25 protein-coding genes are annotated in these 24,369 nt (G+C 74.7%); 17 read left to right on the forward strand and 8 right to left on the reverse strand.

All coding sequences use genetic code 11. The annotated features are described in order from the left end of the window. Window positions 1-72 precede the first annotated feature (72 nt). The 3 genes from ACH4SE_RS20070 (at window position 73) to truA (ending at window position 2,934) form a co-directional block, all read left to right on the forward strand. Window positions 73-1,095, forward strand: a complete 1,023-nt coding sequence (locus ACH4SE_RS20070; RefSeq protein WP_093786121.1) for a DNA-directed RNA polymerase subunit alpha — start codon at window positions 73-75, stop codon at window positions 1,093-1,095. A 376-nt stretch (window positions 1,096-1,471) separates the two neighbouring features. Next, window positions 1,472-2,002, forward strand: a complete 531-nt coding sequence (gene rplQ / locus ACH4SE_RS20075; RefSeq protein WP_398544736.1) for a 50S ribosomal protein L17 — start codon at window positions 1,472-1,474, stop codon at window positions 2,000-2,002. Between the two features lie 77 nt (window positions 2,003-2,079). Then, the gene (gene truA, locus ACH4SE_RS20080; protein ID WP_398544737.1) at window positions 2,080-2,934 is read left to right on the forward strand and encodes a tRNA pseudouridine(38-40) synthase TruA; all 855 of its coding nucleotides are present in this window, start codon (window positions 2,080-2,082) and stop codon (window positions 2,932-2,934) included. Window positions 2,935-3,410: 476 nt separating this feature from the next. Here truA and ACH4SE_RS20085 read toward each other — a convergent pair whose 3' ends face one another. Further along, entirely contained in the window at window positions 3,411-4,940 is a 1,530-nt protein-coding gene (locus ACH4SE_RS20085; RefSeq protein WP_398544738.1) for a hypothetical protein, read from the reverse strand. Between the two features lie 134 nt (window positions 4,941-5,074). Between ACH4SE_RS20085 and ACH4SE_RS20090 the strand changes: the two genes are divergently transcribed. The 4 genes from ACH4SE_RS20090 to glmM all read left to right on the forward strand — a co-directional run bounded on the left by ACH4SE_RS20090 (window position 5,075) and on the right by glmM (window position 9,713). Further along, a complete protein-coding gene (locus tag ACH4SE_RS20090) occupies window positions 5,075-6,697 on the forward strand; it encodes an ABC-F family ATP-binding cassette domain-containing protein (RefSeq protein WP_398544739.1) in 1,623 nt (540 codons plus the stop codon). 291 nt (window positions 6,698-6,988) lie between these two features. Continuing rightward, the gene (gene rplM / locus ACH4SE_RS20095; protein ID WP_398185321.1) at window positions 6,989-7,432 is read left to right on the forward strand and encodes a 50S ribosomal protein L13; all 444 of its coding nucleotides are present in this window, start codon (window positions 6,989-6,991) and stop codon (window positions 7,430-7,432) included. A 39-nt stretch (window positions 7,433-7,471) separates the two neighbouring features. Next, window positions 7,472-7,987, forward strand: a complete 516-nt coding sequence (gene rpsI, locus ACH4SE_RS20100; RefSeq protein ID WP_398544740.1) for a 30S ribosomal protein S9 — start codon at window positions 7,472-7,474, stop codon at window positions 7,985-7,987. A 367-nt stretch (window positions 7,988-8,354) separates the two neighbouring features. After that, the gene (gene glmM, locus ACH4SE_RS20105; protein ID WP_398544741.1) at window positions 8,355-9,713 is read left to right on the forward strand and encodes a phosphoglucosamine mutase; all 1,359 of its coding nucleotides are present in this window, start codon (window positions 8,355-8,357) and stop codon (window positions 9,711-9,713) included. Here glmM and ACH4SE_RS20110 read toward each other — a convergent pair. The 3 genes from ACH4SE_RS20110 to ACH4SE_RS20120 all read right to left on the reverse strand — a co-directional run bounded on the left by ACH4SE_RS20110 (window position 9,710) and on the right by ACH4SE_RS20120 (window position 12,839). Then, a complete protein-coding gene (locus ACH4SE_RS20110) occupies window positions 9,710-10,678 on the reverse strand; it encodes a DUF389 domain-containing protein (protein ID WP_398544742.1) in 969 nt (322 codons plus the stop codon). The two genes, glmM and ACH4SE_RS20110, sit on opposite strands and share 4 nt — an antisense overlap. Before the next feature lie 11 nt (window positions 10,679-10,689). Beyond that, window positions 10,690-11,688, reverse strand: coding sequence for a type I pantothenate kinase (gene coaA, locus ACH4SE_RS20115; protein ID WP_398544743.1), 999 nt, complete (start codon window positions 11,686-11,688; stop codon window positions 10,690-10,692). A 782-nt stretch (window positions 11,689-12,470) separates the two neighbouring features. Continuing rightward, on the reverse strand, window positions 12,471-12,839 hold the full coding sequence (locus tag ACH4SE_RS20120; RefSeq protein ID WP_398544744.1) for a holo-ACP synthase: 369 nt from the start codon (window positions 12,837-12,839) through the stop codon (window positions 12,471-12,473). 76 nt (window positions 12,840-12,915) lie between these two features. Between ACH4SE_RS20120 and ACH4SE_RS20125 the strand changes: the two genes are divergently transcribed. Beyond that, complete coding sequence (locus tag ACH4SE_RS20125) at window positions 12,916-14,328, forward strand: NAD(P)H-hydrate dehydratase (RefSeq protein ID WP_398544745.1); 1,413 nt, start codon at window positions 12,916-12,918, stop codon at window positions 14,326-14,328. Between the two features lie 657 nt (window positions 14,329-14,985). Here the strand turns inward: ACH4SE_RS20125 and ACH4SE_RS20130 are convergent. Then, window positions 14,986-15,759: a MarR family winged helix-turn-helix transcriptional regulator gene (locus tag ACH4SE_RS20130; protein WP_398544746.1), complete on the reverse strand. Its 774-nt coding sequence runs from the start codon at window positions 15,757-15,759 to the stop codon at window positions 14,986-14,988. Then, the gene (locus tag ACH4SE_RS20135) at window positions 15,756-16,178 is read right to left on the reverse strand and encodes an SRPBCC family protein (RefSeq protein ID WP_398544747.1); all 423 of its coding nucleotides are present in this window, start codon (window positions 16,176-16,178) and stop codon (window positions 15,756-15,758) included. Before ACH4SE_RS20135 ends, ACH4SE_RS20130 begins: the two co-directional genes overlap by 4 nt. Before the next feature lie 74 nt (window positions 16,179-16,252). Here ACH4SE_RS20135 and alr point away from each other — a divergent pair, with 74 nt between their 5' ends. The 4 genes from alr (at window position 16,253) to ACH4SE_RS20155 (ending at window position 19,600) form a co-directional block, all read left to right on the forward strand. After that, the gene (alr, locus tag ACH4SE_RS20140) at window positions 16,253-17,404 is read left to right on the forward strand and encodes an alanine racemase (RefSeq protein ID WP_398544748.1); all 1,152 of its coding nucleotides are present in this window, start codon (window positions 16,253-16,255) and stop codon (window positions 17,402-17,404) included. A gap of 16 nt (window positions 17,405-17,420) precedes the next feature. Beyond that, window positions 17,421-18,620 (forward strand): alpha/beta fold hydrolase, encoded by a 1,200-nt coding sequence (locus ACH4SE_RS20145; protein WP_398544749.1) that lies wholly within the window; start codon window positions 17,421-17,423, stop codon window positions 18,618-18,620. A 43-nt stretch (window positions 18,621-18,663) separates the two neighbouring features. Beyond that, window positions 18,664-19,209 (forward strand): tRNA (adenosine(37)-N6)-threonylcarbamoyltransferase complex ATPase subunit type 1 TsaE, encoded by a 546-nt coding sequence (tsaE, locus tag ACH4SE_RS20150; protein ID WP_398544750.1) that lies wholly within the window; start codon window positions 18,664-18,666, stop codon window positions 19,207-19,209. 241 nt (window positions 19,210-19,450) lie between these two features. Beyond that, window positions 19,451-19,600 (forward strand): hypothetical protein, encoded by a 150-nt coding sequence (locus tag ACH4SE_RS20155; RefSeq protein WP_398544751.1) that lies wholly within the window; start codon window positions 19,451-19,453, stop codon window positions 19,598-19,600. A gap of 111 nt (window positions 19,601-19,711) precedes the next feature. Here the strand turns inward: ACH4SE_RS20155 and ACH4SE_RS20160 are convergent, their stop codons facing one another. After that, window positions 19,712-20,251, reverse strand: a complete 540-nt coding sequence (locus ACH4SE_RS20160; RefSeq protein ID WP_398544752.1) for a hypothetical protein — start codon at window positions 20,249-20,251, stop codon at window positions 19,712-19,714. Between the two features lie 100 nt (window positions 20,252-20,351). Here ACH4SE_RS20160 and tsaB point away from each other — a divergent pair, with 100 nt between their 5' ends. The 5 genes from tsaB to ACH4SE_RS20185 all read left to right on the forward strand — a co-directional run bounded on the left by tsaB (window position 20,352) and on the right by ACH4SE_RS20185 (window position 23,660). Then, window positions 20,352-21,017, forward strand: coding sequence for a tRNA (adenosine(37)-N6)-threonylcarbamoyltransferase complex dimerization subunit type 1 TsaB (tsaB, locus tag ACH4SE_RS20165; protein WP_398544753.1), 666 nt, complete (start codon window positions 20,352-20,354; stop codon window positions 21,015-21,017). 38 nt (window positions 21,018-21,055) lie between these two features. Then, complete coding sequence (gene rimI / locus ACH4SE_RS20170) at window positions 21,056-21,520, forward strand: ribosomal protein S18-alanine N-acetyltransferase (RefSeq protein ID WP_398544930.1); 465 nt, start codon at window positions 21,056-21,058, stop codon at window positions 21,518-21,520. 27 nt (window positions 21,521-21,547) lie between these two features. Continuing rightward, on the forward strand, window positions 21,548-22,633 hold the full coding sequence (gene tsaD, locus ACH4SE_RS20175; protein WP_398544754.1) for a tRNA (adenosine(37)-N6)-threonylcarbamoyltransferase complex transferase subunit TsaD: 1,086 nt from the start codon (window positions 21,548-21,550) through the stop codon (window positions 22,631-22,633). 7 nt (window positions 22,634-22,640) lie between these two features. Next, window positions 22,641-22,898 carry a hypothetical protein gene (locus tag ACH4SE_RS20180; RefSeq protein ID WP_398544755.1) on the forward strand — a complete coding sequence of 86 codons (258 nt, stop codon included), beginning with the start codon at window positions 22,641-22,643 and terminating at the stop codon, window positions 22,896-22,898. Window positions 22,899-23,027: 129 nt separating this feature from the next. Beyond that, window positions 23,028-23,660, forward strand: coding sequence for a hypothetical protein (locus tag ACH4SE_RS20185; protein ID WP_398544756.1), 633 nt, complete (start codon window positions 23,028-23,030; stop codon window positions 23,658-23,660). Window positions 23,661-23,738: 78 nt separating this feature from the next. Here ACH4SE_RS20185 and ACH4SE_RS20190 read toward each other — a convergent pair whose 3' ends face one another. Next, complete coding sequence (locus tag ACH4SE_RS20190) at window positions 23,739-24,311, reverse strand: dihydrofolate reductase family protein (protein ID WP_398544757.1); 573 nt, start codon at window positions 24,309-24,311, stop codon at window positions 23,739-23,741. Window positions 24,312-24,369 lie beyond the last annotated feature (58 nt).

A 24,369-nucleotide genomic window follows, 5' to 3' on the forward strand; every position in this document is an offset into this window, starting at 1 on the left:
CCGCGCCGCCCGTACCCTCGTAGTACAGGGGGCGTCAAATAGCGGGCGCCCACGACCGAAGGACCTCAGAACATGCTGATCGCTCAGCGACCCTCGTTGACCGAAGAGGTCGTCGACGAATTCCGCTCCCGGTTCGTGATCGAGCCGCTGGAGCCGGGCTTCGGCTACACCCTCGGCAACTCCCTGCGCCGTACGCTCCTCTCCTCGATCCCGGGTGCCGCGGTCACCTCCATCCGGATCGACGGCGTCCTGCACGAGTTCACCACCGTGCCGGGTGTCAAGGAGGACGTCACCGACCTCATCCTCAACATCAAGCAGCTCGTCGTCTCCTCGGAGCACGACGAGCCCGTCGTGATGTACCTGCGCAAGCAGGGCCCGGGTGTGGTCACCGCCGCCGACATCGCGCCGCCGGCCGGTGTCGAGGTGCACAACCCCGACCTGGTCCTGGCGACCCTCAACGCCAAGGGCAAGCTGGAGATGGAGCTGACCGTCGAGCGCGGTCGCGGCTACGTCTCCGCCGTCCAGAACAAGCAGCAGGGCCAGGAGATCGGCCGCATCCCGGTCGACTCCATCTACAGCCCCGTGCTCAAGGTCACCTACAAGGTCGAGGCGACCCGAGTCGAGCAGCGCACCGACTTCGACAAGCTCATCGTCGACGTCGAGACCAAGCAGGCCATGCGCCCGCGTGACGCCATGGCGTCCGCCGGCAAGACCCTGGTCGAGCTGTTCGGCCTGGCCCGCGAGCTGAACGTCGACGCCGAGGGCATCGACATGGGCCCGTCCCCCACGGACGCCGCCCTGGCCGCGGACCTCGCCCTGCCGATCGAGGAGCTGGAGCTCACCGTCCGCTCCTACAACTGCCTCAAGCGCGAGGGCATCCACTCGGTGGGCGAGCTCGTCGCCCGCTCCGAGGCGGACCTGCTCGACATCCGCAACTTCGGCGCGAAGTCGATCGACGAGGTCAAGGCGAAGCTGGCCGGCATGGGCCTGGCCCTCAAGGACAGCCCGCCCGGATTCGACCCCACCGCCGCCGCTGACGCCTTCGGCGCCGACGACGACGTGGACGCCGGGTTCGTCGAGACCGAGCAGTACTAGTCCCTGCGGGGCGCGTCCTGCGCGCCCCGCTCCGGGCGGGCGTTTCCCTGCCGCGGGTGAGCGTCTTCCGCCGCTGTGCGGCGGTGGGCGCCGTTCCCGCCGCGCGGGGCGAGCGTTGTCAGGGGCGCGGGGAACCGCGCGCCACCGGCCGGTGGCCCGTCAGGGTCCTCCTGCCCCTCGGGGGCGGTGGCGGCCGGCCTGGTGGCCGGTCCCCCGCCCCCGGTGCCTGCCCCCCTCGGGGGCGGGAGAGAAGCCTCCCAGGGCGGAAGCCCCGGGGATTCCGGGCCCAGGCCCGGGACACACGAGCCGGCGGCCAGCCGGTTCGCACTGACACCGGTACCTGATACGGCCGGTGCAGCGGAGAAGGAGAAAGACCATGCCTCAGCCCGCCAAGGGTGCCCGTCTGGGCGGCAGCGCCGCGCACGAGAAGCTGCTCCTCGCGAACCTCGCGAAGTCGCTCTTCGAGCACGGCCGCATCACCACCACCGAGGCCAAGGCGCGCCGTCTGCGCCCGGTCGCGGAGCGCCTGATCACCAAGGCGAAGAAGGGCGACATCCACAACCGTCGCCAGGTCCTGCAGGTCATCACGGACAAGAGCATCGTGCACACGCTCTTCACCGAGATCGGCCCGCGGTACGAGAACCGCCCGGGTGGTTACACCCGCATCACCAAGATCGGCCCCCGTCGCGGCGACAACGCCCCGATGGCGGTCATCGAGCTGGTCGAGGCCCTGACCGTGCAGCAGTCCGCCGTGGGCGAGGCCGAGGCCGCGACCAAGCGTTCCGCGAAGGACAAGGCCAAGGACGAGGCCGGCGACGCCGCCCTCGCCGAGGTCAAGAACGACAGCGCCGAGGACACCGAGGACGCGAAGCCGTCCGAGGAGTCGGACGAGGCCAAGGACGCCTGAGGCGTCCCGCAGGTCGACGGAACGGACCCGCACCCTCCCGGGGGTGCGGGTCCGTTCCCCGTTGAGGAGGACTGATCGTGAGCGACGAGCCCGCACCCGGTTCCGTACGGGTCCGGCTGGATCTGGCGTACGACGGGGCCGGCTTCTCCGGCTGGGCCAAGCAGCGGGAGCGGCGGACCGTGCAGGGGGAGCTGGAGGACGCCATCCGCACGGTGCTGCGGCTCCCGGAGCCCGTCGAGCTGACCGTGGCCGGGCGGACGGACGCGGGCGTGCACGCACGGGGGCAGGTGGCGCACGTCGACCTGCCGGGTGAGGTGTGGGACGCCGAGCGGGACAGGCTGCGGCGCCGGCTCGCCGGGCGGCTGCCGTGGGACGTCCGGGTCTTCGGCGTCGCGGAGGCACCCGCGGGCTTCGACGCGCGCTTCTCCGCGGTCTGGCGGCGCTACGCCTACCGGGTGGGCGACCACCCCGGCGGGGTGGACCCGCTGCTGCGCGGGCACGTCCTGTGGCACGACCGGCCGGTCGACGTCGCCGCCATGAACGAGGCAGGGCAGCTGCTCCTCGGGGAGCACGACTTCGCCGCGTACTGCAAGAAGCGGGAGGGCGCGACGACGATCCGCCGGCTGCTCCAGGTCAGCTGGGAGCGGCGGGAGGACGGCGTGGCCGTCGCCACGGTGAAGGCCGACGCCTTCTGCCACAACATGGTGCGGGCGCTCGTCGGGGCGATGATCCTCGTCGGCGACGGGCACAAGCACGTCGGCTTCCCCGCGGAGGTACTGGCCGGGCGCGTCCGGCACTCCGCCGTCAACGTCGTCCGCCCGCACGGCCTCACCCTGGAGGAGGTCGGCTACCCGCCGCCGCACCTGCTGGCGCAGCGCAACGCCGAAGCCCGCAACCTGCGGACCCTCACCCCGCGGGGTACGTGCGCCTGACGAGGCACCCTCTCCCGGCGGGGAGAGGGTGCCGGTGCGTCTGCGGCTGACCGCGCCCCCCGGCACGCGTGCCGTCGTGCGGCCGGTCCCCGTCAGGGGCTCGCGCATGCCGCGGGCGGCGAACCAGCGGCGCGGGGAGCTGCGTGGCCGGCCACGGCGGTGGAACAGCCGACCGCCGGGGCACGCGGCAACCACCTCAGCGGCGTGGGGGCTGCGTCACCGGCGGCAGCGCGAGACGCCCATCGTCAGGGGCGGCCCGGGGCGTGCCGCCGGGCTGCCGCGGCGTGGGGGCTGCGTCACCGGCGGCAGAGCGCGACGCCCATCGTCAGGGTCGGCCTGGGGGCGTGCCGCCGGGCCGTTCCGCGCGTCGCGGGGCTGCCGCGGCGCGGGGGCTGCGTCACCGGCGGCAGAGCGCGACGCCCACCGCCAGGGGGCGGCCCGGGGCGTGCCGCCGGGCCGTTCCGCGCGTCGCGGGGCTACCGGCGGGCCGGGTCCGCCGCGGCCGCGTCCTTGCCGCGCTGCACGATGCGGGTGAACGCGAAGTCACTCGCGTCGTTGGCCGCCTGCCTGCCCACCGTGTCGTTCGCGGCGAGCGTCGTGCCGTTCTTGTAGCCGGCGATCGCGAAGTAGGCGTAGCGGCCGACCGCGTTGGACGCCATCTGGCACCGCACGCCGCGGCAGAAGGAGGCGACGCCCCCGCCGTTCAGCGGGGCGAGGTACTGGGAGACGGCCTGGACCTTCTTCGCGTGGGCGGCGTCCTGGAAGACGGCCACGCCGACGGTGACGGCGAGGGCGCCGTTCGTGTACGTGGCCCGGACGAGCTTCTGGCAGCCGTTGGCGGTGAGGGCCGGGGCGAGGGCCGCGCGGGCGTTCGCGGCGCAGGAGGTCGTGACGTCGGTCCTCGCCTTGGCGTAGGTGCGGCCCTGCCACACGAACTGCTTGCCGGGGAAGAGGCTGTCCGGGGTGAGCGGCGCCTTGTCCTTGGCGGCGGTGCCGATGTAGTCGAGCGGGTTCGCCGGCGGCGGCGGGGCGACGGAGGAGAAGGACGGGGCCGGGGGCAGCGGCTCCTGGCTCGCGGTCGTGGCGCCGGAGGACGAGGGCGAGGCGACGGGCTTGCCGTCGCCGCTCTTGCCGGACATCACCACGGCCGTGGCGACGCCTCCCGCGATGACGGCCACGGCGACGATCCCGCCGGTGAGCATCAGGACCCGTTTGCGGCGGGCGCCGGACGCCTCCTGCTGCTCGGCGAGCGCGTTCCAGTCGGGGCTGCTGCCACCGCCGCGCCCCGACGGTGCCGCGGGAGCGGGGGAGGGCGCAGGGGAGGGGGCGGGCGCCGGGGCCTGCTGCTGCTGCGCCTGCTGCTGCGGGACGGGCCGCTGCGGCCCGGGTGCGGGCGCGGGGGCCTGCTGCTGCGGCTGGGCCCCGTACGGCTGCGCAGGGACGTAGTGCGACGGCGGCTGTTGCTGCTGCGGCGGTATGTACGGCTGCTGTGCGGCCGGCGCCTGCGGCTGCCCCGCGTACGGCTGCTGCGGGCCCGCGTGCGGCGCCGGGCCCGTCGGCGTCGCCTGCGTCGCCGCCTGCGGCTGCTGCGGGGCGGGCGCGGGCGCAGGGGCGGGCGCGGACTCGGCGGCGTAGGCCGGGCGCTCGACGGGAGCGGGGCCCTGCGGGGGCCGGCCGGCGGGGCCGCGGTGGTGCGGGACGGGGCGGATGATCTGCGTCGACGGGTCCGTGTCGCGCGGCTGGGCGTCCGGCGCGGGCTCCTGGCCGCCCTGCGCGGGGGACCAGGGCGCGCCCGGCTGGGCCTGCGCGGCCGCACCGGACTGCGGGGACCACGCGGGGCCCGGCTCGGGGGCCTGCGGCGGCGGGGTCTGCTGCCGGAACTGGGCGCGCGGGTCCGTGGTGTTCTGGCGGGAGGGGATGACGCGTCCCTCCAGGACTTCGCGTTCGCCGTCGGCGGCGCTGTGACGCGGTTCCTGCGGTGGCTGCTGCCCGGGGCCATCGGTCATGTCGCGCATCATAGGGCCGTGCCGCCCACGGGCCTACCGCCGCCGGCCGGCCGCCCCGGTGCCCGCCCGCCACTTGCGGCGGAGCGGCGAAAACGGGTTGGGGGGCGTACGGCCGGGCGGGGACAATCGGCTGCATGGGACATGTGGAAGCAGCGCACCTGGAGTACTTCCTGCCGGACGGGCGGGCGCTGCTCGGCGACGTCTCCTTCCGCGTCGGCGAGGGCGCGGCCGTCGCGCTCGTCGGGGCGAACGGCGCGGGCAAGACCACCCTGCTGCGGCTGATCTCCGGTGAGATCGCCCCGCACGGCGGCACCGTCACCGTCAGCGGTGGGCTCGGCGTGATGCGGCAGTTCGTCGGCAGTGTCCGGGACGACTCGACCGTCCGCGACCTGCTGGTCTCCGTCGCCCACCCGCGGATCCGCGCCGCCGCCGCGGCCGTCGACGCGGCCGAGCTGGCGATCATGGCGCAGGACGACGAGCCCGCGCAGATGGCGTACGCGCACGCGCTCGGCGACTGGGCGGAGGCCCGCGGCTACGAGGCCGAGACGCTGTGGGACATGTGCACCACGGCCGCGCTCGGCGTCCCGTACGAGCGGGCGCAGTGGCGCGAGGTGCGCACGCTGTCCGGCGGCGAGCAGAAGCGGCTGGTGCTGGAGGCGCTGCTGCGCGGCCCCGACGAGGTGCTGCTGCTGGACGAGCCGGACAACTACCTGGACGTCCCCGGCAAGCGCTGGCTGGAGGAGCAGATCGCGCAGACCCGCAAGACGGTGCTGTTCGTCAGCCACGACCGCGAGCTGCTGTCGCGTACCGCCGAGAAGATCGTCAGCGTCGAGACCGGCCCGACCGGCGCCACCGCGTGGGTGCACGGCGGCGGCTTCGACACCTTCCACGCCGCCCGCAAGGAGCGCTTCGCGCGCTTCGAGGAGCTGCGCCGCCGCTGGGAGGAGGAGCACGCCCGGCTCAAGGCGCTCGTGCTGCGGCTGCGGCAGCAGGCGGCGAACAGCCCCGACATGGCCTCCCGCTACCGCGCGGCCCAGACCCGGCTGCAGCGCTTCGAGGACGCGGGCGCCCCGCAGGAACCGCCGCGCGAGCAGGAGATCAGCATGCGGCTCAAGGGCGGCCGTACCGGGGTCCGCGCGGTCACCTGCGCACAGCTCGGCCTCACGGGCCTGATGAAGCCCTTCGACCTGGAGGTCTTCTACGGCGAGCGGGTCGCGGTGCTCGGCTCCAACGGCTCCGGCAAGTCGCACTTCCTGCGGCTGCTCGCCGGGGACGCCGGGGTGGCCCACACCGGCGAGTGGAAGCTGGGCGCGCGCGTCGTGCCCGGCCACTTCGCGCAGACGCACGCCCACCCGGAGCTGGCCGGCCGCACCCTCGTCGACATCCTGTGGACCGAGCACGCGCGCGACCGCGGCCGGGCCATGTCCGTGCTGCGCCGCTACGAGCTGGAGCGGCAGGGCGACCAGCCCTTCGACAAGCTGTCCGGCGGGCAGCAGGCCCGCTTCCAGATCCTGCTCATGGAGCTGGAGGGCACCACGGCCCTGCTGCTGGACGAGCCGACCGACAACCTGGACCTGGAATCCGCGGAGGCGCTCCAGGAGGGCCTGGAGTCCTACGAGGGCACGGTGCTCGCGGTGACGCACGACCGCTGGTTCGCCCGCACCTTCGACCGCTTCCTGCTCTTCGCGGCGGACGGCACCGTACGCGAGACGAAGGAGCCGGTGTGGGACGAGCCGCGGGTCGTGCGGGAGCGGTGAGGGGCTTCCCGGGGGCGGTACCGGGCCCGTCACCCGAAGGGCCGCGTTTTGACCCTGCCGGGGCCGCCCGGGTATCCTTCTGCTTTGTTATGCGTATTGGCTTGCTCTATCTCACGTGAGGGGCCCTTACGCCGGTCCACCGGGCCGATGACCAGCGGCAGGTACACGGTTGCGTCGCCGTGTGCCGCCATGGCTGTCGTGATCGTCCGGGTGGCCTTGTCAGGACCCTTCTTCCGCGGCCCGCGGGCGAGCGGGAGAAACCACTACTGAGAAGAAGCGAAGGCTACGACCGTGCGTACGTACAGCCCCAAGCCCGGCGACGTTCAGCGCCAGTGGCACGTCATCGACGCGCAGGATGTTGTCCTGGGCCGTCTGGCGACCCAGGCCGCTACCCTCCTGCGGGGCAAGCACAAGCCCATTTACGCGCCCCACGTGGACACCGGCGACTTCGTGATCGTCATCAACGCCGACAAGATCCACCTCTCGGGCAACAAGCGCACCCAGAAGATGGCCTACCGCCACTCCGGCTACCCGGGCGGTCTGCGCTCGGTGCGCTACGACGAGCTGCTCGCCAAGGCACCGGAGAAGGCGATCGAGAAGGCCGTCAAGGGCATGCTCCCCAAGAACTCCCTGGGCCGTCAGATGCTCTCGAAGCTCAAGGTGTACTCGGGCGACCAGCACCCGCACGCTGCCCAGCAGCCGGTGCCGTTCGAGATCACCCAGGTCGCGCAGTAGTTCCGGCCACCAGCTACCAGAAGGAATCAGAGGAGAGACGTGGCTGAGACCACTGCCGAGAACGTTCTCGAGGGCGACGAGTCCTACGAGGAGATCACCACCTTCGAGTCCGAGGCCGTCGAGGGGGAGTACACCTCCGAGTCCCTCGCCTCGCGCTTCGGCGACCCGCAGCCGGCTGCCGGTACCGGCCGCCGCAAGCGTTCCATCGCCCGCGTCCGGATCGTCCCGGGCAGCGGCAAGTGGAAGATCAACGGTCGCACCCTCGAGGGCTACTTCCCGAACAAGGTGCACCAGCAGGAAGTCAACGAGCCCTTCAAGGTGCTCGAGCTCGACAACCGCTACGACGTGATCGCCCGCATCAGCGGCGGTGGCGTCTCCGGCCAGGCCGGTGCGCTGCGCCTGGGCGTCGCCCGTGCGCTCAACGAGGCGGACGTCGACAACAACCGCGGCCCGCTCAAGAAGGCCGGCTTCCTGACCCGTGACGACCGCGCGGTCGAGCGGAAGAAGGCCGGTCTGAAGAAGGCCCGCAAGGCGCCGCAGTTCAGCAAGCGCTGATCGACGGCGCTCTGCGCCGCCGGCCCCTCGGCTGGGCCATACGCGCGGTCGCCGTCGCCGGCGGCACGCCGTAGCCGTATCGCAACGCCCCGGAGGCACACCATGGCCTCCGGGGCGTTCGCATGGGGCGCCGCACGCGTATAAATCGGGTTGTACGACGTTCGCTTGTGCGACATCCGGTTGTACGACTGGTACAACCAAAGACAGGGCGTCAGGCGTCAGAAAGCTGTCACGCCTGTGCCCGGGACGGCGCAGGCGGCACCGGACGGCGCGCAGGCCCGTGCCGCACGACGCACCGCGGGCGCGCCGCAGGCGCAGCACATCGCCGAGACGGCAGCGCAGCCGAATCACATCGGAGGACACAACAGTGGGACGACTCTTCGGCACCGACGGGGTGCGGGGCATCGCCAACGCGGATCTCACCGCCGAGATGGCGCTCGGCCTGTCGGTCGCCGCGGCGCACGTACTCGCCGAGGCGGGCAGCTTCGCCGGACACCGGCCCGTCGCGGTGGTCGGGCGTGATCCGCGCGCCTCGGGCGAATTCCTGGAGGCCGCCGTCGTCGCGGGCCTCGCGAGCGCGGGTGTGGACGTCCTGCGGGTCGGTGTGCTGCCCACCCCGGCGGTGGCGTATCTCACCGGCGCGCTGGGCGCCGACCTCGGCGTCATGCTGTCCGCGAGCCACAACGCCATGCCGGACAACGGCGTGAAATTCCTCGCCCGCGGCGGCCACAAGCTCGACGACGAGCTGGAGGAGCGCATCGAGAGGATGTACGAGGAGCACCGCACCGGTGCTCCCTGGGTGCGCCCCACCGGTGACGGCGTCGGGCGCGTCCGCGACTACGACGAGGGCTTCGACCAGTACGTCGCCCACCTCATCGGCGTCCTGCCGAACCGCCTCGACGGCGTCACGGTCGTGCTCGACGAGGCCCACGGTGCCGCGTCCCGCGTGTCCCCCGAGGCCTTCTCCCGGGCCGGCGCCGAGGTCGTCACGATCGGCGCCCGCCCCGACGGCCTCAACATCAACGACGGCTGCGGCTCCACCCACCTGGAGCCCCTCAAGGCCGCCGTCCTGGAGCACGGCGCGGACTTCGGCATCGCGCACGACGGCGACGCCGACCGCTGCCTCGCCGTCGACGGCAACGGCGAGGAGGTCGACGGCGACCAGATCCTCTCCATCCTCGCGCTCGCGCTGCGCGAACGCGGCCAGCTGCGGCACGACACCGTCGTCGGCACCGTCATGTCCAACCTGGGCTTCAAGCTCGCCATGGAACGCGAGGGCATCACCCTCGTGCAGACCGCGGTCGGCGACCGCTACGTCCTGGAGTCCATGAAGGAGCACGGCTACGCCCTCGGCGGCGAGCAGTCCGGCCACGTCATCGTCCTCGACCACGCCACGACCGGCGACGGCACGCTGACCGGCCTGCTCCTCGCCGCCCGCGTCGTCGAGACCGGCCGCTCGCTGGCCGACCTCGCGTCGGTCATGCAGCGCCTGCCGCAGGTGCTCGTCAACGTCCCCGACGTCGACAAGAGCCGCGTCCACACCTCGGCCGAGCTCGGCGCCGCCGTCGCCGAGGCCGAGGCCGAGCTGGGCGACACCGGACGGGTGCTGCTGCGCCCCTCCGGGACGGAGCCGCTGGTACGCGTCATGGTCGAGGCGGCCGACATCGACCACGCGCGGGCGGTCGCGGGCCGGCTCGCGGACGCGGTGAAGTCGGCGCTGGGCTAACGGGTGCCCGGGCGGCGCCCGGCGGAGGCCTTGCCCTCCGCCGGGCGCCGCTGCCTTTCCAGCAGGAACTTCTGCGTCAGCAGCGTCAGGGTGCCCGCGCACACGATGCCCGCGAGGTTCACGGCCAGCTGGACGGACGAGCCCCACGTCTCGTGCCAGGAGCCGTACGCGATCGACAGCGCGGCGTTCGCGGCGGCCGGCACCGTCGTCACCGAGATCGCCACGCCCACGAGCGCGCCGGACTTCGCCGACGTCAGCGACAGCATCCCGGCGATACCGGCCAGGAACGCCACGACGAAGGAGTCCCAGCTCGGCTGCCAGATGAACTGCGTGGCCGGGTGCGGGGCGAAGAAACGGGCCTGCGAGAACAGGCCCAGGCCGTTCATCGCGTAGGCGAAACCGCCGGTGATCAGCATCGCGGCGGGGAAGCCCAGCGCCAGCGCGGCGAGTGACCGCCCCACCAGCGGCGGCACGCGCCGCACGAGGCCCGTGCACACCCCCGCCAGCGGCCCGAACTCCGGGCCCACCACCATCGCGCCGACGATCAGGATCGAGCTGTCCAGCATCACCCCGTACGCGGCGAGCATGGTCGCGACCGTCAGGAACGCCAGGTAGGTGACGGTCAGGGTGGACTCCTCGTGCGTCGCCTCGACCAGCGACTCCCAGACCACCGCGTCCGCGCCCTCGCCGGGCGCCTCCCTCTCGGCGTCGTCCGCGCTGCGCGACAGCGTCACGTCGACCGTCTCGACCGCGATCGAGCCCGTTTCCGCCACGCCCAGCGCCCGCAGGTCCGCGAGCAGCGGATCGGCGGCCTCGCGCGCCACGTCGCACGTCAGCAGATCGCCCGGCGGGTCGTACGCGGCGCCCCTGACCACCGTCAGATGCGTGGCGCCGGGTGTCTGCGACACCAGCGCGGTCACCGCCTCGGTCTGCTCGGCGGGCACGATCATCCGCAGGTGCAGCATGTCCCGGCCCCCTAGAGCTTGCGCAGCGACAGGCGCTGGACCTTGTGGGCGTCGTTCTTGCGGAGGACCAGCGTCGCGCGGCCCCGGGTGGGCAGGACGTTCTCCTCCAGATTCGGGCGGTTGATCGTCCGCCAGATCATCCGGGCGTAGTCCATCGCCTCGGGCTCCTCCACCCGGGTGTACTTCGTGAAGTACGAGTCCGGGTTCTGGAACGCCGTCTCCCGGAGCTTGCGGAAGCGGCCGAGATACCACTGCTCGATGTCCTCGGTGCGCGCGTCCACGTACACGCTGAAGTCGAAGTAGTCCGCCAGGCCCGCGCGCGTCCGGCCGTCCCTGCCGGGCAGCGCGGGCTGCAGCACGTTCAGGCCCTCCACGATCAGGATGTCCGGACGGCGCACCGCCAGCCGCTCACCGGGCACGATGTCGTACGACAGGTGCGAGTACACCGGGGCGGTGACCTCCGGCTTGCCCGACTTCACGTCCGCGACGAAACGGGTGAGCGCCCGGCGGTCGTACGACTCCGGAAAGCCCTTGCGCGACATCAGGCCCCGCCGCTCCAGCTCGGCGTTCGGGAAGAGGAAGCCGTCCGTCGTGACCAGCTCGACACGGGGATGCTCCGGCCAGCGCGCCAGCAGCGCCTGGAGCAGCCGGGCGGTCGTCGACTTCCCCACCGCCACACTGCCGGCCACCCCTATGACGAAGGGCGTGCCCGGCTGCGGCGCCGCGCCGTCGCCGGAAGTACCGGCGAGGAAGGTGTTGAGCGCACCGCGCAGGCCGCTGTGGGCGGCGATGTAGAGGTTGAGCAGCCGGGAGAGCGGGAGGTACACCTCCTCGACCTCCGTGAGGTCGATGACGTCGCCGAGGCCGCGCAGCTTCTCGACCTCGTCGGCGGTGAGCGGGAGCGGGGTGCGGTCGCGCAGCGCGCTCCACTGCTCCCGGGTCAGGTCGACGAAGGGGCTCGGGCCTGCGGCCTGCCGGGGGAGGGTCGGGGGTGTCGGCACAGGGACCATCCTCGCAGCGGGGGGTGGGGGCGGGGCGCTCCGGGGGGGGCGGTTCGCCGTTCTGCGGGCGGGGGTTGCGCTCGCGCCGTTCCCTGCGGGCCTATTGCGCTGCGGGGTGCCGGGTGCGGTTCGCCGCGCGAATTTGCGGTGGGGGGTGCTCGCGCCGTTCCCCGCGCCCCTGGGGGGGTGCGGCTTGGGGTGAGCGGTTTGCCGTTCGCTTGGTGGGGGCTGGTCGCGCAGTTCCTCGCGCCCCTGGGGTCATCCGGCGGGGCATCGCGCACTTTGTGCGGGGGTGGGGTCGGGTGCCACTCCGGGGGTACCTCCTCGGAATGCGCGTCTGACCTCTTCCGGTAGGTGGCGGGGAGTGGGTGCGCATTCCTGCGGGGGCACCCCCGGATCGTCCCCCTCCCGGGCCGGTGTGGCGGCTGCCTGCCGGTGGGGGTGAAGTCTCTGCGGGGACTGCGGTTCGCCCCCGACGGCGGCGCACCCCCACGAGAAGGCCGTCAGCCGACGTCGAATCTGCACGGGTGGTGGGGGTGGGAACACCCCGCGCCGCCAGGCGCGGGCACCCCCGGCGTCGGGTCAGCCGCTCACGCACCCTGGGCGGGCACCGTCCGAAGCGGCGCGCCGCCAGGCGCGGGCACCCCCGCGGCGGGGCAGCCGCCAACGCACCCCGGGTGGGCACCGTCCGGAGCGGCGCGCCGCAAGGCGCGGGAAACCCCCACGGCGGGTCAGCCGCCTACGCACCGGCAACCGGGCACCGCCCGAGCGCGGCGCCGCAAGGCGCGGGGTCAGGCCTCGGCGATGACCACAGCGGAAGCGACCCCGGCGTCGTGGCTGAGGGAGAGGTGCCAGGTGCGGACGCCGAGGGCGGTGGCGCGGGCGGCGACCGTGCCCTTGACGGCGAGGCGGGGACGGCCGGACTCCTCGGTGACGACTTCCGCGTCGAGCCAGCTCAGACCGGCGGGGGCGCCGAGGGATTTGGCCAGGGCCTCCTTCGCGGCGAAGCGGGCGGCGAGGGAGGCGACGCCACGGTCCTCGCCGGAGGGGAGTTTGAGCTCGTCCGGGGTGAAGAGGCGTTCGGCGAGACCGGGGGTGCGGTCGAGGGCGGCGCCGAAGCGGTCGATCTCGGCGACGTCGATGCCCACTCCGATGATCACGGGCAGCAGTTTAGAGGTGCTGGGGGCCGGTGGCGTCCGTATGGTCGGGAGGAAAGGCGGACGGGAGGGTTTGCGGATGAGGTACGCGCATACGGTGGAGGCCGTGCGGGAGGCCGAGGCGGCGCTCATGGCGCGGCTGCCGGAGGGGGCCCTCATGCAGCGGGCCGCCGCGGGGCTCGCGGCGGTGGGGGCCGAGGTGCTGGGGCGGGTGTACGGGCGTCGGGTCGCGGTGCTCGCCGGGAGCGGCAGCAACGGGGGCGACGCGCTCTTCGCCGCGGCGCGGCTGGCGCGGCGGGGGGCCGGGGTGACGGCGGTGCTGCTCGCGCCCGAGCGGGTGCACGCGGAGGGGCTGGCGGCGCTGCTGGCCGCGGGCGGGCGGGTGGCGGAAGGCACCTCCGCGGTGGCGCGGGCCGACCTCGTGTTCGACGGGATCGTCGGGATCGGGGGCAAGGGAGCGCTGCGGGAGAAGGCCGCGGAAGTGGTGGACGCGGTACGGGGGGCGGTCGTGGCGGTGGACCTGCCGAGCGGCGTGGACGCCGACACGGGCGCGGTCGCGGGGGCGGCCGTACGGGCCGATGTGACGGTGACCTTCGGGACGTACAAGCCCGGGCTGCTCGTCGACCCCGGCGCCGAACGGGCCGGGGTGCTGCGGCTCGTCGACATCGGGCTGGAACTCGGCGCGCCGGAACTGGAGGCGCTTCAGCACGCGGACCTGGCGCGGATGCTGCCGCGGCCCGGCGGGGAGAGCGACAAGTACCGCCGGGGTGTGGTCGGCGTGGTCGCCGGGTCCGACCGGTATCCCGGGGCGGCCGTGCTCGCCGTGTCCGGGGCACTGCGGGGCGGGGCCGGCGCCGTACGGTACGTCGGCGGGGGCGGGCCGGCGGTGCTCGCGCGGCACCCGGAAGTGCTGGTGTCGACCGGCTCGCCGCACGCCGCCGGGCGCGTGCAGGCCTGGGTGGTCGGGCCCGGCCTGGGCGACGACGCGGGCGCGCGGGCGGCGGTGGCGGAGGTGCTCGCCGCGGACGTGCCCGTACTCGTGGACGCGGACGGGCTGCGGCTGATGGAACGGGACACGGTACGGGCGCGTACCGCCCCCACACTGCTCACCCCGCACGCGGGAGAGGCGGCGGCGCTGCTCGGGCGCGGCCGGGAGGAGGTCGAGGCCTCGCGCCTGGCCGCGGTGCGCGAACTGGCCGAGGCCTACGGGGCGACCGTGCTCCTGAAGGGCTCCACCACGCTGGTGGCCGCTCCCGGCGGGGGAGCGGCGCGGGTGAACGCCACCGGGACGCCGTGGCTGGCCACCGCCGGGAGCGGCGACGTCCTCTCCGGCCTCGCCGGCTCCCTCCTGGCGGCGGGCCTCCCCGCCCTCGACGCGGGCTCCGCCGCCGCCTACCTCCACGGCCTCGCCGCCCGCCTCGCCGGCGGGCCGCTCTCGGCGATGGACGTCGCCGAGGCACTCCCCACTGCGTGGCGCTCCCTCACGAACTGACCGCCGCGCCCGGCGCCCGCGCCCGGCGGTGCCCCCTCGCGGTGGGGCCTGCCGCTGCCCCGCCGCGGAGGTGCCCGCGCCTGGCGGCGCCGCGCTCGGGCGGTGCCCGGTTGCCGGTACTTGGGCGGCTTGCCCGCCGCGGGGGACGCGTCGGGTGGTGCCCGCCCGGGGTGCGTTGGCGGCTTGCCCGCCGCGGGGTTTCCCGCGCCTGGCGGCGCGGGGTGTTCCCACCCCCACCACCCGTGCAGATTCGACGTCGGCTGACGGCCTTCTCGTGGGGGTGCGCCGCCGTCGGGGGCGAACCGCAGTCCCTCACGGACTTCACCCCCACCGGCAGGCAGCCGCCACACCGGGCCCGGGAGGGGGACGATCCGGGGGTGCCCCCGCAGGAATGCGCACCCCACCGCCCCACCAACACGTCATGACGTCAGACGCGCATTCCGAGGAGGTACCCCCGGAGTGGCACCCGACCCCACCCCCGCACGAAGTGCGCGATGCCCCGCCGGATGACCCCAGGGGCGCGAGGAACTGCGCGACCAGCCCCCACCGGGCGAACAGCGGACCGCCCACCGCAAGCCGCACCCCCTCAGGGCCGCGGGAACACCGCAAGCCCCCCCCGGGGGGGCCACCGCACGGGCCGGCCCAGGGCCCACCACCTCACCCCGCGGAGCGCAACGCGCGCAGGGCCTCCGTGAAGGCGGGGGCCGCCGCCGCGAGCGGCGCGAAGAAGGCGGCGTCACACGCCTCGGCAGCGGCGACCGCCGCGTTGGCGAGGGCCCGCCCCTCCGGCGTGACGGAGAGGGTGCGGGCGCGGGCGTCGTGCGGGTGGGGCTCCCGGGTCAGGAGGCCCCGGGCTTCCAGCGCACGGAGGACCTGCGAGGTCATCATGGGATCGGTCGCGGCGTGGTCGGCGAGCCGCCGCTGCGTGACGGGCGCGGGCGCCTCCGCGGCCTGGAGGTACGTCAGGGACGCGAGCAGCACGAACTGCACGTGCGTGAGCCCGTACGGCTTGAGCGCGGCGCGCTGCGCGGCCTGCCACCGGTTGGTGACCTGCCACAGCAGCAGCCCGGCGCTCTCGTCGGCGGACGAATGCCCGGTCGCGAGCCCGCCCCGCGCCTCGCCGGCGTCCCGCCCGCCCCCGGACCCGTCGGCGGAATCCTCCCCCGATGCCTGGGCGGCGGAGTGGTGGCCCGCGGGCTCACCGGTGTCGCGCCCGGCGGTGGGCCCCGCGGCGGAACCGTCCCCCGATGCCTGGGCGGCGGAGTGGTGGCCCGCGGGCTCGCCCGTGTCGCGCCCGGCGGTGGGCCCCGCGGCGGAACCCTCCCCCGACGCCTGGGCGGCGGAGTGGCGGCCCGCAGGCTCGCCCGTGTCGCGCCCGGCGTCGCGCCCGGCGGCGGAGCCGCCCGCGTTCGGTCTGGGGCGCGGGGTCACGCGGACTCCGCCGCCGCGCGCAGGCGGTCCAGGTCCGGCTGGAGGGAGGCCGCGATGTTCTTGCCCAGCGCGAGGTTCCAGATCCGCGCCAGCGGCCCCCGCATCGTCACGGTGACGTCCACGCGGGTGGACCCGTCGGGGGTGACGGAGACGAGGTGGCGGAAGGTGAGCCGCGCTCCGAGGAGTTTCGAGACGTCCGTGAACTCCCGCCCCGGCACGAGTTCCGTGACGGCGAACGGCACCTTCGGCGCACCCTTGGGCTTCAGTTCGCCCTTGGCGCCCTTGGTGAAGGGGCCCTTGAGGCGGACCCATTCGGTGTCGGTGTTCCATTCGGGCCAGGTCTCCGTGTCGGCCCAGCGGGCGAAGAAGGCGTCGGGTGCCGCGGAGGACGTGGTGTGTGCGGTGGCCAGCGTGATCATGTAATTAGTATGCGCGCTTATTAACAGGCCGTCAAGGAACGCACCCGCGTCACGCGCCTGCCACACTGACCTGGATGAACGACATGACGAACCAGCGCGCATGGGCCCGTATCGACCTCGCCGCCCTGCGGGCGAACGTCGCCGCGCTGCGGGCGAAGGCCCCCGGCGCGGCCTTCATGGCCGTCGTGAAGGCCGACGCGTACGGCCACGGCATGGTGCCGTGCGCGCGCGCGGCGCTGGAGGCGGGCGCGGGCTGGCTGGGTACGGCGACGCCCGAGGAGGCGCTCGCGCTGCGGGCCGCGGGTATCGGGGCGGATCGGGCCCGCGTGCTGTGCTGGCTGTGGACGCCCGGCGGGCCGTGGCGCGAGTGCGTCGAGGCGGACGTCGACGTGACCGTCAGTGCGCAGTGGGCGCTGGCGGAGGCCGTGGCGGCGGCGCAGGCCGCGGGCCGCCCGGCGCGCGTGCAGCTGAAGATCGACGCGGGGCTCGGCCGCAACGGGGCGCAGCCGGCCCAGTGGCCCGCGCTGACCGCGGCGGCCCGGGCCGCGGAGAAGGCCGGGCTGGTGCAGGTCACGGGCGTGTGGGCGCATTTCAGCTGTGCGGACGAGCCGGGCCACCCGGCGATCGCACGCGAGCTGGCGGTCTTCCGGCGGGCGCTGGAGCAGGCCGCGGACGCGGGGCTCGAGCCGGAGGTGCGGCACATCGCGAACTCGCCGGGCACGCTGACGCTGCCCGAAGCGCATTTCGACCTGGTCCGGCCGGGCGTGGCGATGTACGGGATCTCCCCGGTGCCGCAGGTCGGCGGCCCCGCCGACTTCGGGCTGCGGCCGGTGATGACGCTGGGCGCGCGGCTGGCGAACGTCAAGTCCGTGCCGGGCGGCCACGGGGTCAGCTACGGGCACCGCTACGTCACACCGGGCGCGACGACGCTTGCGCTGGTTCCCGTGGGGTACGGGGACGGTGTGCCGCGGCACGCGTCCGGCGCGGGGCCGGTCCTGGTGGCCGGGAAGTGGCGGACGGTGGCGGGACGGGTGGCGATGGACCAGTTCGTGGTGGACCTCGGCGGCGACTCCGCGGCCGTGGGTGACGAGGTGCTGCTGTTCGGCCCCGGCGACCGGGGGGAGCCCACGGCGGAGGACTGGGCGCGCGCGTGCGGCACGATCGCGTACGAGATCGTCACACGGATCGGCCCGCGCGTTCCGCGGGTGTACGACGGGTGTGCGTGAGCCGGTGGGAGACGGCGTGAAGTGGGAGCGGGCCGGGCTGGTCGGCGCGGCCATCGGCGTGGTGGCCGCGGGCGCGGCCGCCGGTGTGGCCATCGAGCGGGTCACCGTGGGCCGTGGTGTCCGCCGCAAGGCGCAGCTGGCGCTGGACACCGCGGGCCCGTACGGCAGCCTGCGCGGGCAGCCGGGCACGGCCGTCGCCGAGGACGGCACCGAGCTGTACTACGAGACCGACGAGGCGGCCGAGGTCCCGCCCGGGCCGGAAGCCGCGCGGCGCGGCTGGCGCAGGCGGCGCGAGGTCGCGCCGGCGCCGGCGCCGCTCACCGTCGTCTTCTGCCACGGCTACTGCCTCAACCAGGACGCCTGGCATTTCCAGCGCGACGTCCTGCGCGGCACCGTACGGGCCGTCTACTGGGACCAGCGCAGCCACGGCCGCAGCGAGCACGGCCGCGACCAGGCGGCGGGCGGACCGGTCACCATCGACCAGCTCGGCCGCGACCTCAAGGCGGTGCTGGACGCGGCCGCGCCCGAGGGCCCGGTCGTGCTCGTCGGGCACTCGATGGGCGGTATGACGGTGATGGCCTTCGCCGACCAGTACCCGCAGTACGTGCGCGAGCGCGTCGCGGGCGTCGGTTTCGTCTCGACCTCCTCCGGCAAGCTCGCCGCCGTCACCCTGGGGCTGCCCGCGATCGGCGCGCGGGCCTTCCGGGCGGTCGCGCCGGGCCTGCTGAGGATCATGGGCAGCCAGGCGGAGCTGGTGGAGCGCGCCCGGCGTGCCACCGCCGAGCTGTTCGCGGGCGTCATCAAGCGCTACTCGTTCGGCTCGGACGTCGAGCCCGGCGTCGAGCGCTTCGCCGAGCGGCTCATCGAGTCCACGCCGATCGACGTGGTCGCCGAGTTCTACCCCGCCTTCACCGAGCACGAGAAGGCCGAGGCGCTCGCCGTGCTCGACGGGCTGCCCGCGCTCGTGCTCGCCGGCGACAGGGACCTGCTCACGCCGAGCGCCCACAGCACCGAGATCGCGGAGCGGCTGCCTGCCGCCGAGGCCGTGATCGTGCCGGGCGCCGGCCACCTGGTCACCTTCGAACGGCCCGACGTCGTCAACCCGGCGCTCGCCCGGCTCATAGCGCGCGCCGCCGATTCCGTCCGCGCGCCGGTCGGCGACGGGTTGCGCGAGCTGGCGGCCACCGGCGACGCACAGGGGGTCCACGGCGGGTGACGCGCGGCGGATCGGGGGCGGACGGCGCGTAGGCTTCCCGTACATGGGCACACCGCACGACGACCGCCACCTGACGGGCACGCAGGACCGCCTCCCGCCGGCGATCCGCGTCACCGTACGCACCCCTGAGCGCATGCGCGACCTGGGCCGGCGGCTCGCCGCCCTGCTCGGGCCCGGCGACCTGGTCCTGCTCAACGGGGAGCTGGGCGCCGGGAAGACCACGCTGACCCGCGGGCTCGGTGAGGGCCTCGGTGTCCGCGGCGCCGTCACCTCCCCGACCTTCGTCATCGCCCGCGTCCACCCCTCCCTGACCGGCGGCCCCGCGCTCGTCCACGTCGACGCGTACCGCCTCGGCGGCGGGCTCGACGAGATGGAGGACCTCGACCTCGACGTCTCGCTGCCGGAGTCGGTGGTGGTCGTCGAGTGGGGCGAGGGCAAGGTCGAGGAGCTGTCGGAGGCGCGGCTCCAGGTCGTCATCGAGCGCACGGTGGGCTCCACGCCGGAGGCCGACGACGACGCGCGCATCGTGACCGTGAGCGGTATCGGGCCGCGCTGGGCCGCGGTGGAGCTGTCGCCGCTGGCGGAGTAGGCCGCTCCCTCCCGGTGTGACGGGCGCCGCCGTGGCCGCGCCGGGCCGGCGTACGGAAGCACGTGCGGGCGTGCGCCCGCTACGGCGCGTGCGCCGGGCGCGCGTGCGTGCGCCGGGGCGGTGGGGGTGGTTGAACCGACAGGGTGTCGGGAAGCTGTTGCATACCGGGCCGGACCGTGATGTCCTGGTTCCGGCACCCCTTGTTAGGGCTGCCTAACTTCCACCGTTCGGGGAGGTCACGATGCCTGTGCCTGCGGCGCCCGCCTTCAAGGACGTGCTGGCCTCCGCGGAGGCGGCGCGGCTCGTCTCCACGCCGCCACCGCCGCCGCCCGCGGCCGACCGGCCCGCACCACCCGCTCCTGCGGAGGTCCCGTCCCAGGACGCCGCCTAGCTCTTCCGGGTGACCTCCCGGGGCTGCCCTCACGGTGGTGCCGGCGGGCCTCTGCCGGTGGGCAGTGGCGCGCGCAGTTCCCCGCGCCCCCCGGGAGGGGACCGCGGGGCGTCAGGCCATGACGTTGATGGCGAGGCCCATCGTCGCGAACTGCCAGAGCGCGGCGGTGTCGGCGCGCGACGCGCGGATCGCCGAGCTGTGCGTACCGGGCTTCGGGAGGGAGCCGTCGACCGCGGCGCTGAAGCCGACGTTGGACACCCCGTGGGTGGCGAAGAGCACGGTGTGCTCGACCTGCTTGCCGTCACCGCCCGTGCCGAGCGCGCGGCGGAAGAAGACGTGGTGGAGCCCCTTCGAGGGGGACACGTCGCCTGCGACGACCGCGTACGTGCGCTGCACCTTGTTGCCGTCGCCGACGAGCCACACCCGGTGCTGGCCGACGCTGTAGACGACGCGCTTCCCTATCCCCGAGTGCGGCGGCAGCGGGTACGACGTGGGTGTCGGCTTCACCGTCGCGGACTTCTTCGGCGGCGGGGCGGAATGCGCCGCGGGCGTCTTGGGGGCGGAGCCCGACGCCTGGGCCGCGAGGACCGCGATGATCGCGATCGCGCCCGCGGTCAACCCGCTGACCAGGGTGCCGGCCTTGACTGCCACGAGTGTTCCTCCGCTCGGGTTGCGCGCTCGCTCCCGTTGACGGTAGCAGCCGCGGCGACCGGCGGAACGGGGTCACCGCGGCTGCCCGTACCCTGGGGGCGTGCTGCTGCTTGCCTTCGACACCGCCACGCCCGCCGTGACCGCCGCCCTGCACGACGGGGAGCGGGTGCTCGCCGAGTCCACGGTGGTCGACGCCCGCCGGCACGGCGAGCTGCTGGTGCCCGCCGTGGACCGGGTGCTGGCCACCGCGGGGCGCGCGCTGGACGAGGTCACCGGCGTGGTCGTCGGCGTCGGGCCGGGCCCGTACACGGGTCTGCGCGTCGGTCTGGTCACCGCCGCGGCCTTCGGCGACGCCCTCGGCGTCCCCGTGCACGGCGTGTGCACGCTCGACGGGCTCGCGTGGGCCGCGGGGGAGGCGGGGCTCGACGGGCCCTTCACCGTCGCGACCGACGCGCGCCGCAAAGAGGTGTACTGGGCGCGCTACGACGGCCCCACCGCGCGCGTGACCGAGCCCGCCGTGGACCGGGCCGCCGGCCTGCCGGAGGAGATCCGCGCGCTGCCCGCGGTCGGCGCGGGCGCCGCGCTCTACCCCGACGCCTTCCCGGACCGCCGCCCCGACCCCGCGCACCAGTCCGCGGGCGCGCTCGCCGCGCTCGCCGCGCACCGGCTCGCGACCGGCGCGGACTTCCTGCCGCCGCTGCCGCTCTACCTGCGCCGTCCGGACGCGCAGGTGCCGGCCGGCTACAAGGCGGTCCTGCCGACGTGAGCACGGCCCCCGACGCGGCGGCGGTGGCGCTGCGGGACATGCGCTGGTGGGACCTGGACCGCGTCATCGGCCTCGAACACGACCTCTTCCCCGACGACGCCTGGTCGCGCGGCATGTTCTGGTCCGAGCTGGCCGACGCCCGGCACCCGGCGGCGACCCGCACGTACCTCGTCGCGGAGACGCCCGGGGGCCGTGTCGTCGGATACGCCGGGCTCGCCGCGGTCGCCGGCACCGGCGACGTGCAGACCATCGCCGTCGCGCGCGACCACTGGGGCACCGGGCTCGGCGCGCGGCTGCTGGGGGCGCTGCTCCAGGCCGCGACGGACGCGGAGTGCCACGAGGTGCTGCTGGAGGTGCGGGTCGACAACCCGCGCGCCCAGCGGCTCTACGAGCGGTTCGGCTTCGAGCCGATCGGCGTCCGCAAGGGCTACTACCAGCCGGGCAACGTCGACGCGCTCGTCATGCGCCGCGCCGACCCGGCACAGAACATCGACAACGGCTGACAACGGCTGACAACGGCTGAGGGACCCATGGCTGACGAACCACTCGTACTCGGTATCGAGACCTCGTGCGACGAGACCGGCGTCGGAATCGTGCGCGGGCACACGCTGCTCGCCGACGCCGTCGCCTCCAGCGTCGACGAGCACGCCCGCTACGGCGGCGTCGTCCCCGAGGTCGCCAGCCGGGCCCACCTGGAGGCGATGGTCCCGACGATCCAGCGCGCCCTGGAGCAGGCCGGGGTGAGCGCCCGCGACCTCGACGGCATCGCCGTCACCGCCGGCCCCGGCCTCGCGGGCGCGCTGCTCGTCGGCGTGTCGGCGGCGAAGGCGTACGCGTACGCGCTCGGCAAGCCGCTCTACGGCGTCAACCACCTCGCGTCGCACATCTGCGTCGACCAGCTCGAACACGGCGCGCTGCCCGAGCCGACGATGGCCCTGCTGGTCTCCGGCGGCCACTCCTCGCTGCTGCTCGCCCCCGACATCACCTCCGACGTGCGGCCGCTCGGCTCCACCATCGACGACGCGGCCGGCGAGGCCTTCGACAAGGTGGCCCGCGTCCTCGGCCTCGGCTTCCCCGGCGGCCCCGCGATCGACCGGCACGCCCGCGAGGGCGACCCCGCCGCGATCGCCTTCCCCCGGGGCCTGACCGGCGGCCGCGACCCGCTCTACGACTTCTCCTTCTCCGGCCTCAAGACGGCCGTCGCCCGCTGGGTCGAGGCCCGCCGCCGCGACGGCCAGGACGTCCCGGTCGCGGACGTGGCCGCGTCCTTCCAGGAGGCCGTCGTCGACGTCCTGACCCGCAAGGCGATCCGCGCCTGCCGCGACAACGGCGTCGACCACCTGATGATCGGCGGCGGCGTCGCCGCCAACTCCCGCCTGCGCTCGCTGGCCATGGAACGCTGCGAGGCCGCCGGCATCCGGCTGCGCGTGCCGCGCCCCGGCCTGTGCACGGACAACGGCGCGATGGTCGCCGCCCTCGGCGCCGAGATGGTCGCCCGCGGCCGCGCGGCCTCCACCCTCGACCTCCCCGCGGACTCCTCCCTCCCCGTCACGGAGGTCTCCGTCCCCGGCCACACGCACGTCCACGAGCTGTCCGCCGACCACCTCCACACCTGAGCCTGCGATGCCCCTGACCTTGATGTGGGAGGCCGCCGCCCGGCCCGGTGCCGGCCCGGCCCTCCTGCAATGGGCCCGCGCGGCCGCCGCGCCAGGCCCCTACCTCCGCCGCGAGTTCTTCACCGCCCCGGGCGACCGCGTCCTCGTCCTGACCTGGTGGCCCGACGACGGGCAAGCGGAGGATCTGCCCTCCCCGCCGGAGGCGCTGACCCGCCGGGAGGTCCACCGGTGGCGCTTCACGTCGGTGGGGGTGGAGGAGCCGTAACCCGGTGGTGGCCGCGCCGGACGGTGTGCGAGCCTGCTGCTCCGCGCCGCGTGACCTGTGCGGGAGGCCGGGGCGGCCCGCCGGTTTCCGGGGCGGGCGGTCGCCGGAGAGGCTGAGGGGGACGAACGGGTGCTGATCGTCGAAGCCGTCCTGGAGACGCCGGAAGCGGCCGGTTTCTCCCTCTGGCCGGTGGCGGGTCTGCCGCCGTACACCTTCGCGCCGGTGTCGGCCCGCATGCCGCCGCCCGAGGTGGGCGGCGCGCTGGCGATGCTGGCCGACTACAACGCGCGGGCGGGGGACGGCGACGACCCTCCCGCGGACGCCGAGGCGCTGCTCCGCGCCCTGCTGGACACGGACAGGATCCTCGCCCCGGGCGGCCTGCGCTTCCACGACACGGCGACCGGCGTCACCGTCGTTCCCGGCTGCTGCTGCGGCCTGGAGGACTGGCGCGAATGGCTGGAGGTCACGGCCGGTGGGTCCCTGTGGCTCGGCCACGACCCGTCCCCGCGCATCGAGCACCACGGCGCCGCCGTCCACCTGTGGCCGGACGGCGCCGGGGCCCCAGGGCCCCCGGGCGGTCCGCCGCTGGAGATCCCGCTGGCGGGCCTCCCGGCGATCCTGCGCGGTGTCCAGGACGACCTGCGCGGCTTCCTCACCGTCGCCCGGCAGTGGACCGCCCACCGCTTCCCGGCCCTCGCGGAACCCCTGGCCGCGGCCCTCGACGAGGGCCTGGCCGTCAGCGCCCCGCTGCCGGGGGCCTGACCGGCCGCGGCCGGCGACGGCGGCAGGACGGAGCGGAACGGAACGGACAAGAGGGCGACGGCGGGTGCGGCAGCCGTGTCAGCGGACGACGTCGAACACGTTCTTCTGCAGACCGTTCGCGTACGCCTGGTGCTCGACCAGCCTCAGCTTCTGGGTGTCCTTGTCCGTGGAGCTGAACAGGCGCTTGCCCGCGCCGAGCAGGAGCGGGAAGACGAGCAGGTGGTACCGGTCGATCAGGCCGGCGTCCGAGAGGCCCTGGTTCAGGGAGGCGCTGCCGTGGACGATGATCGGGCCGCCCTCGGTCTCCTTCAGGGCGGCGACCTCGTCGAGTGAGCGCAGGATCGTCGTCTCGCCCCAGTTCGTCACCAGGTCGTCCTCGGTGAGGGTGGTGGAGACGACGTACTTCGGCATCACCTTGTAGTCGGCGAAGTCCGCCATGTCCGGCCACACCGGGCTGAAGGCCTCGTAGCTGGTCCGGCCCATCAGCATCGCCGCGGCCTCCTTCTGCTCGCGGCCCTTGATGTCGAACGCCTCGGGGAGGAACTCGACGTCCTTGAAGGTCCAGCCGGAGTTCCGGTAGCCGGGCTCGCCGCCCGGAGCCTCCACGACGCCGTCGAGCGAGATGAAGGCAGTGCTGATCAGGGTGCGCATCCGTGGTTCCTCGGTGTCTCGTGTCCGGTTCGCGGGTCGGGCGGGCGGGCGCTTCAGC

This window comes from Streptomyces sp. NPDC020983, from assembly GCF_044333485.1.
Classification (GTDB): Bacteria; Actinomycetota; Actinomycetes; order Streptomycetales; family Streptomycetaceae; genus Actinacidiphila.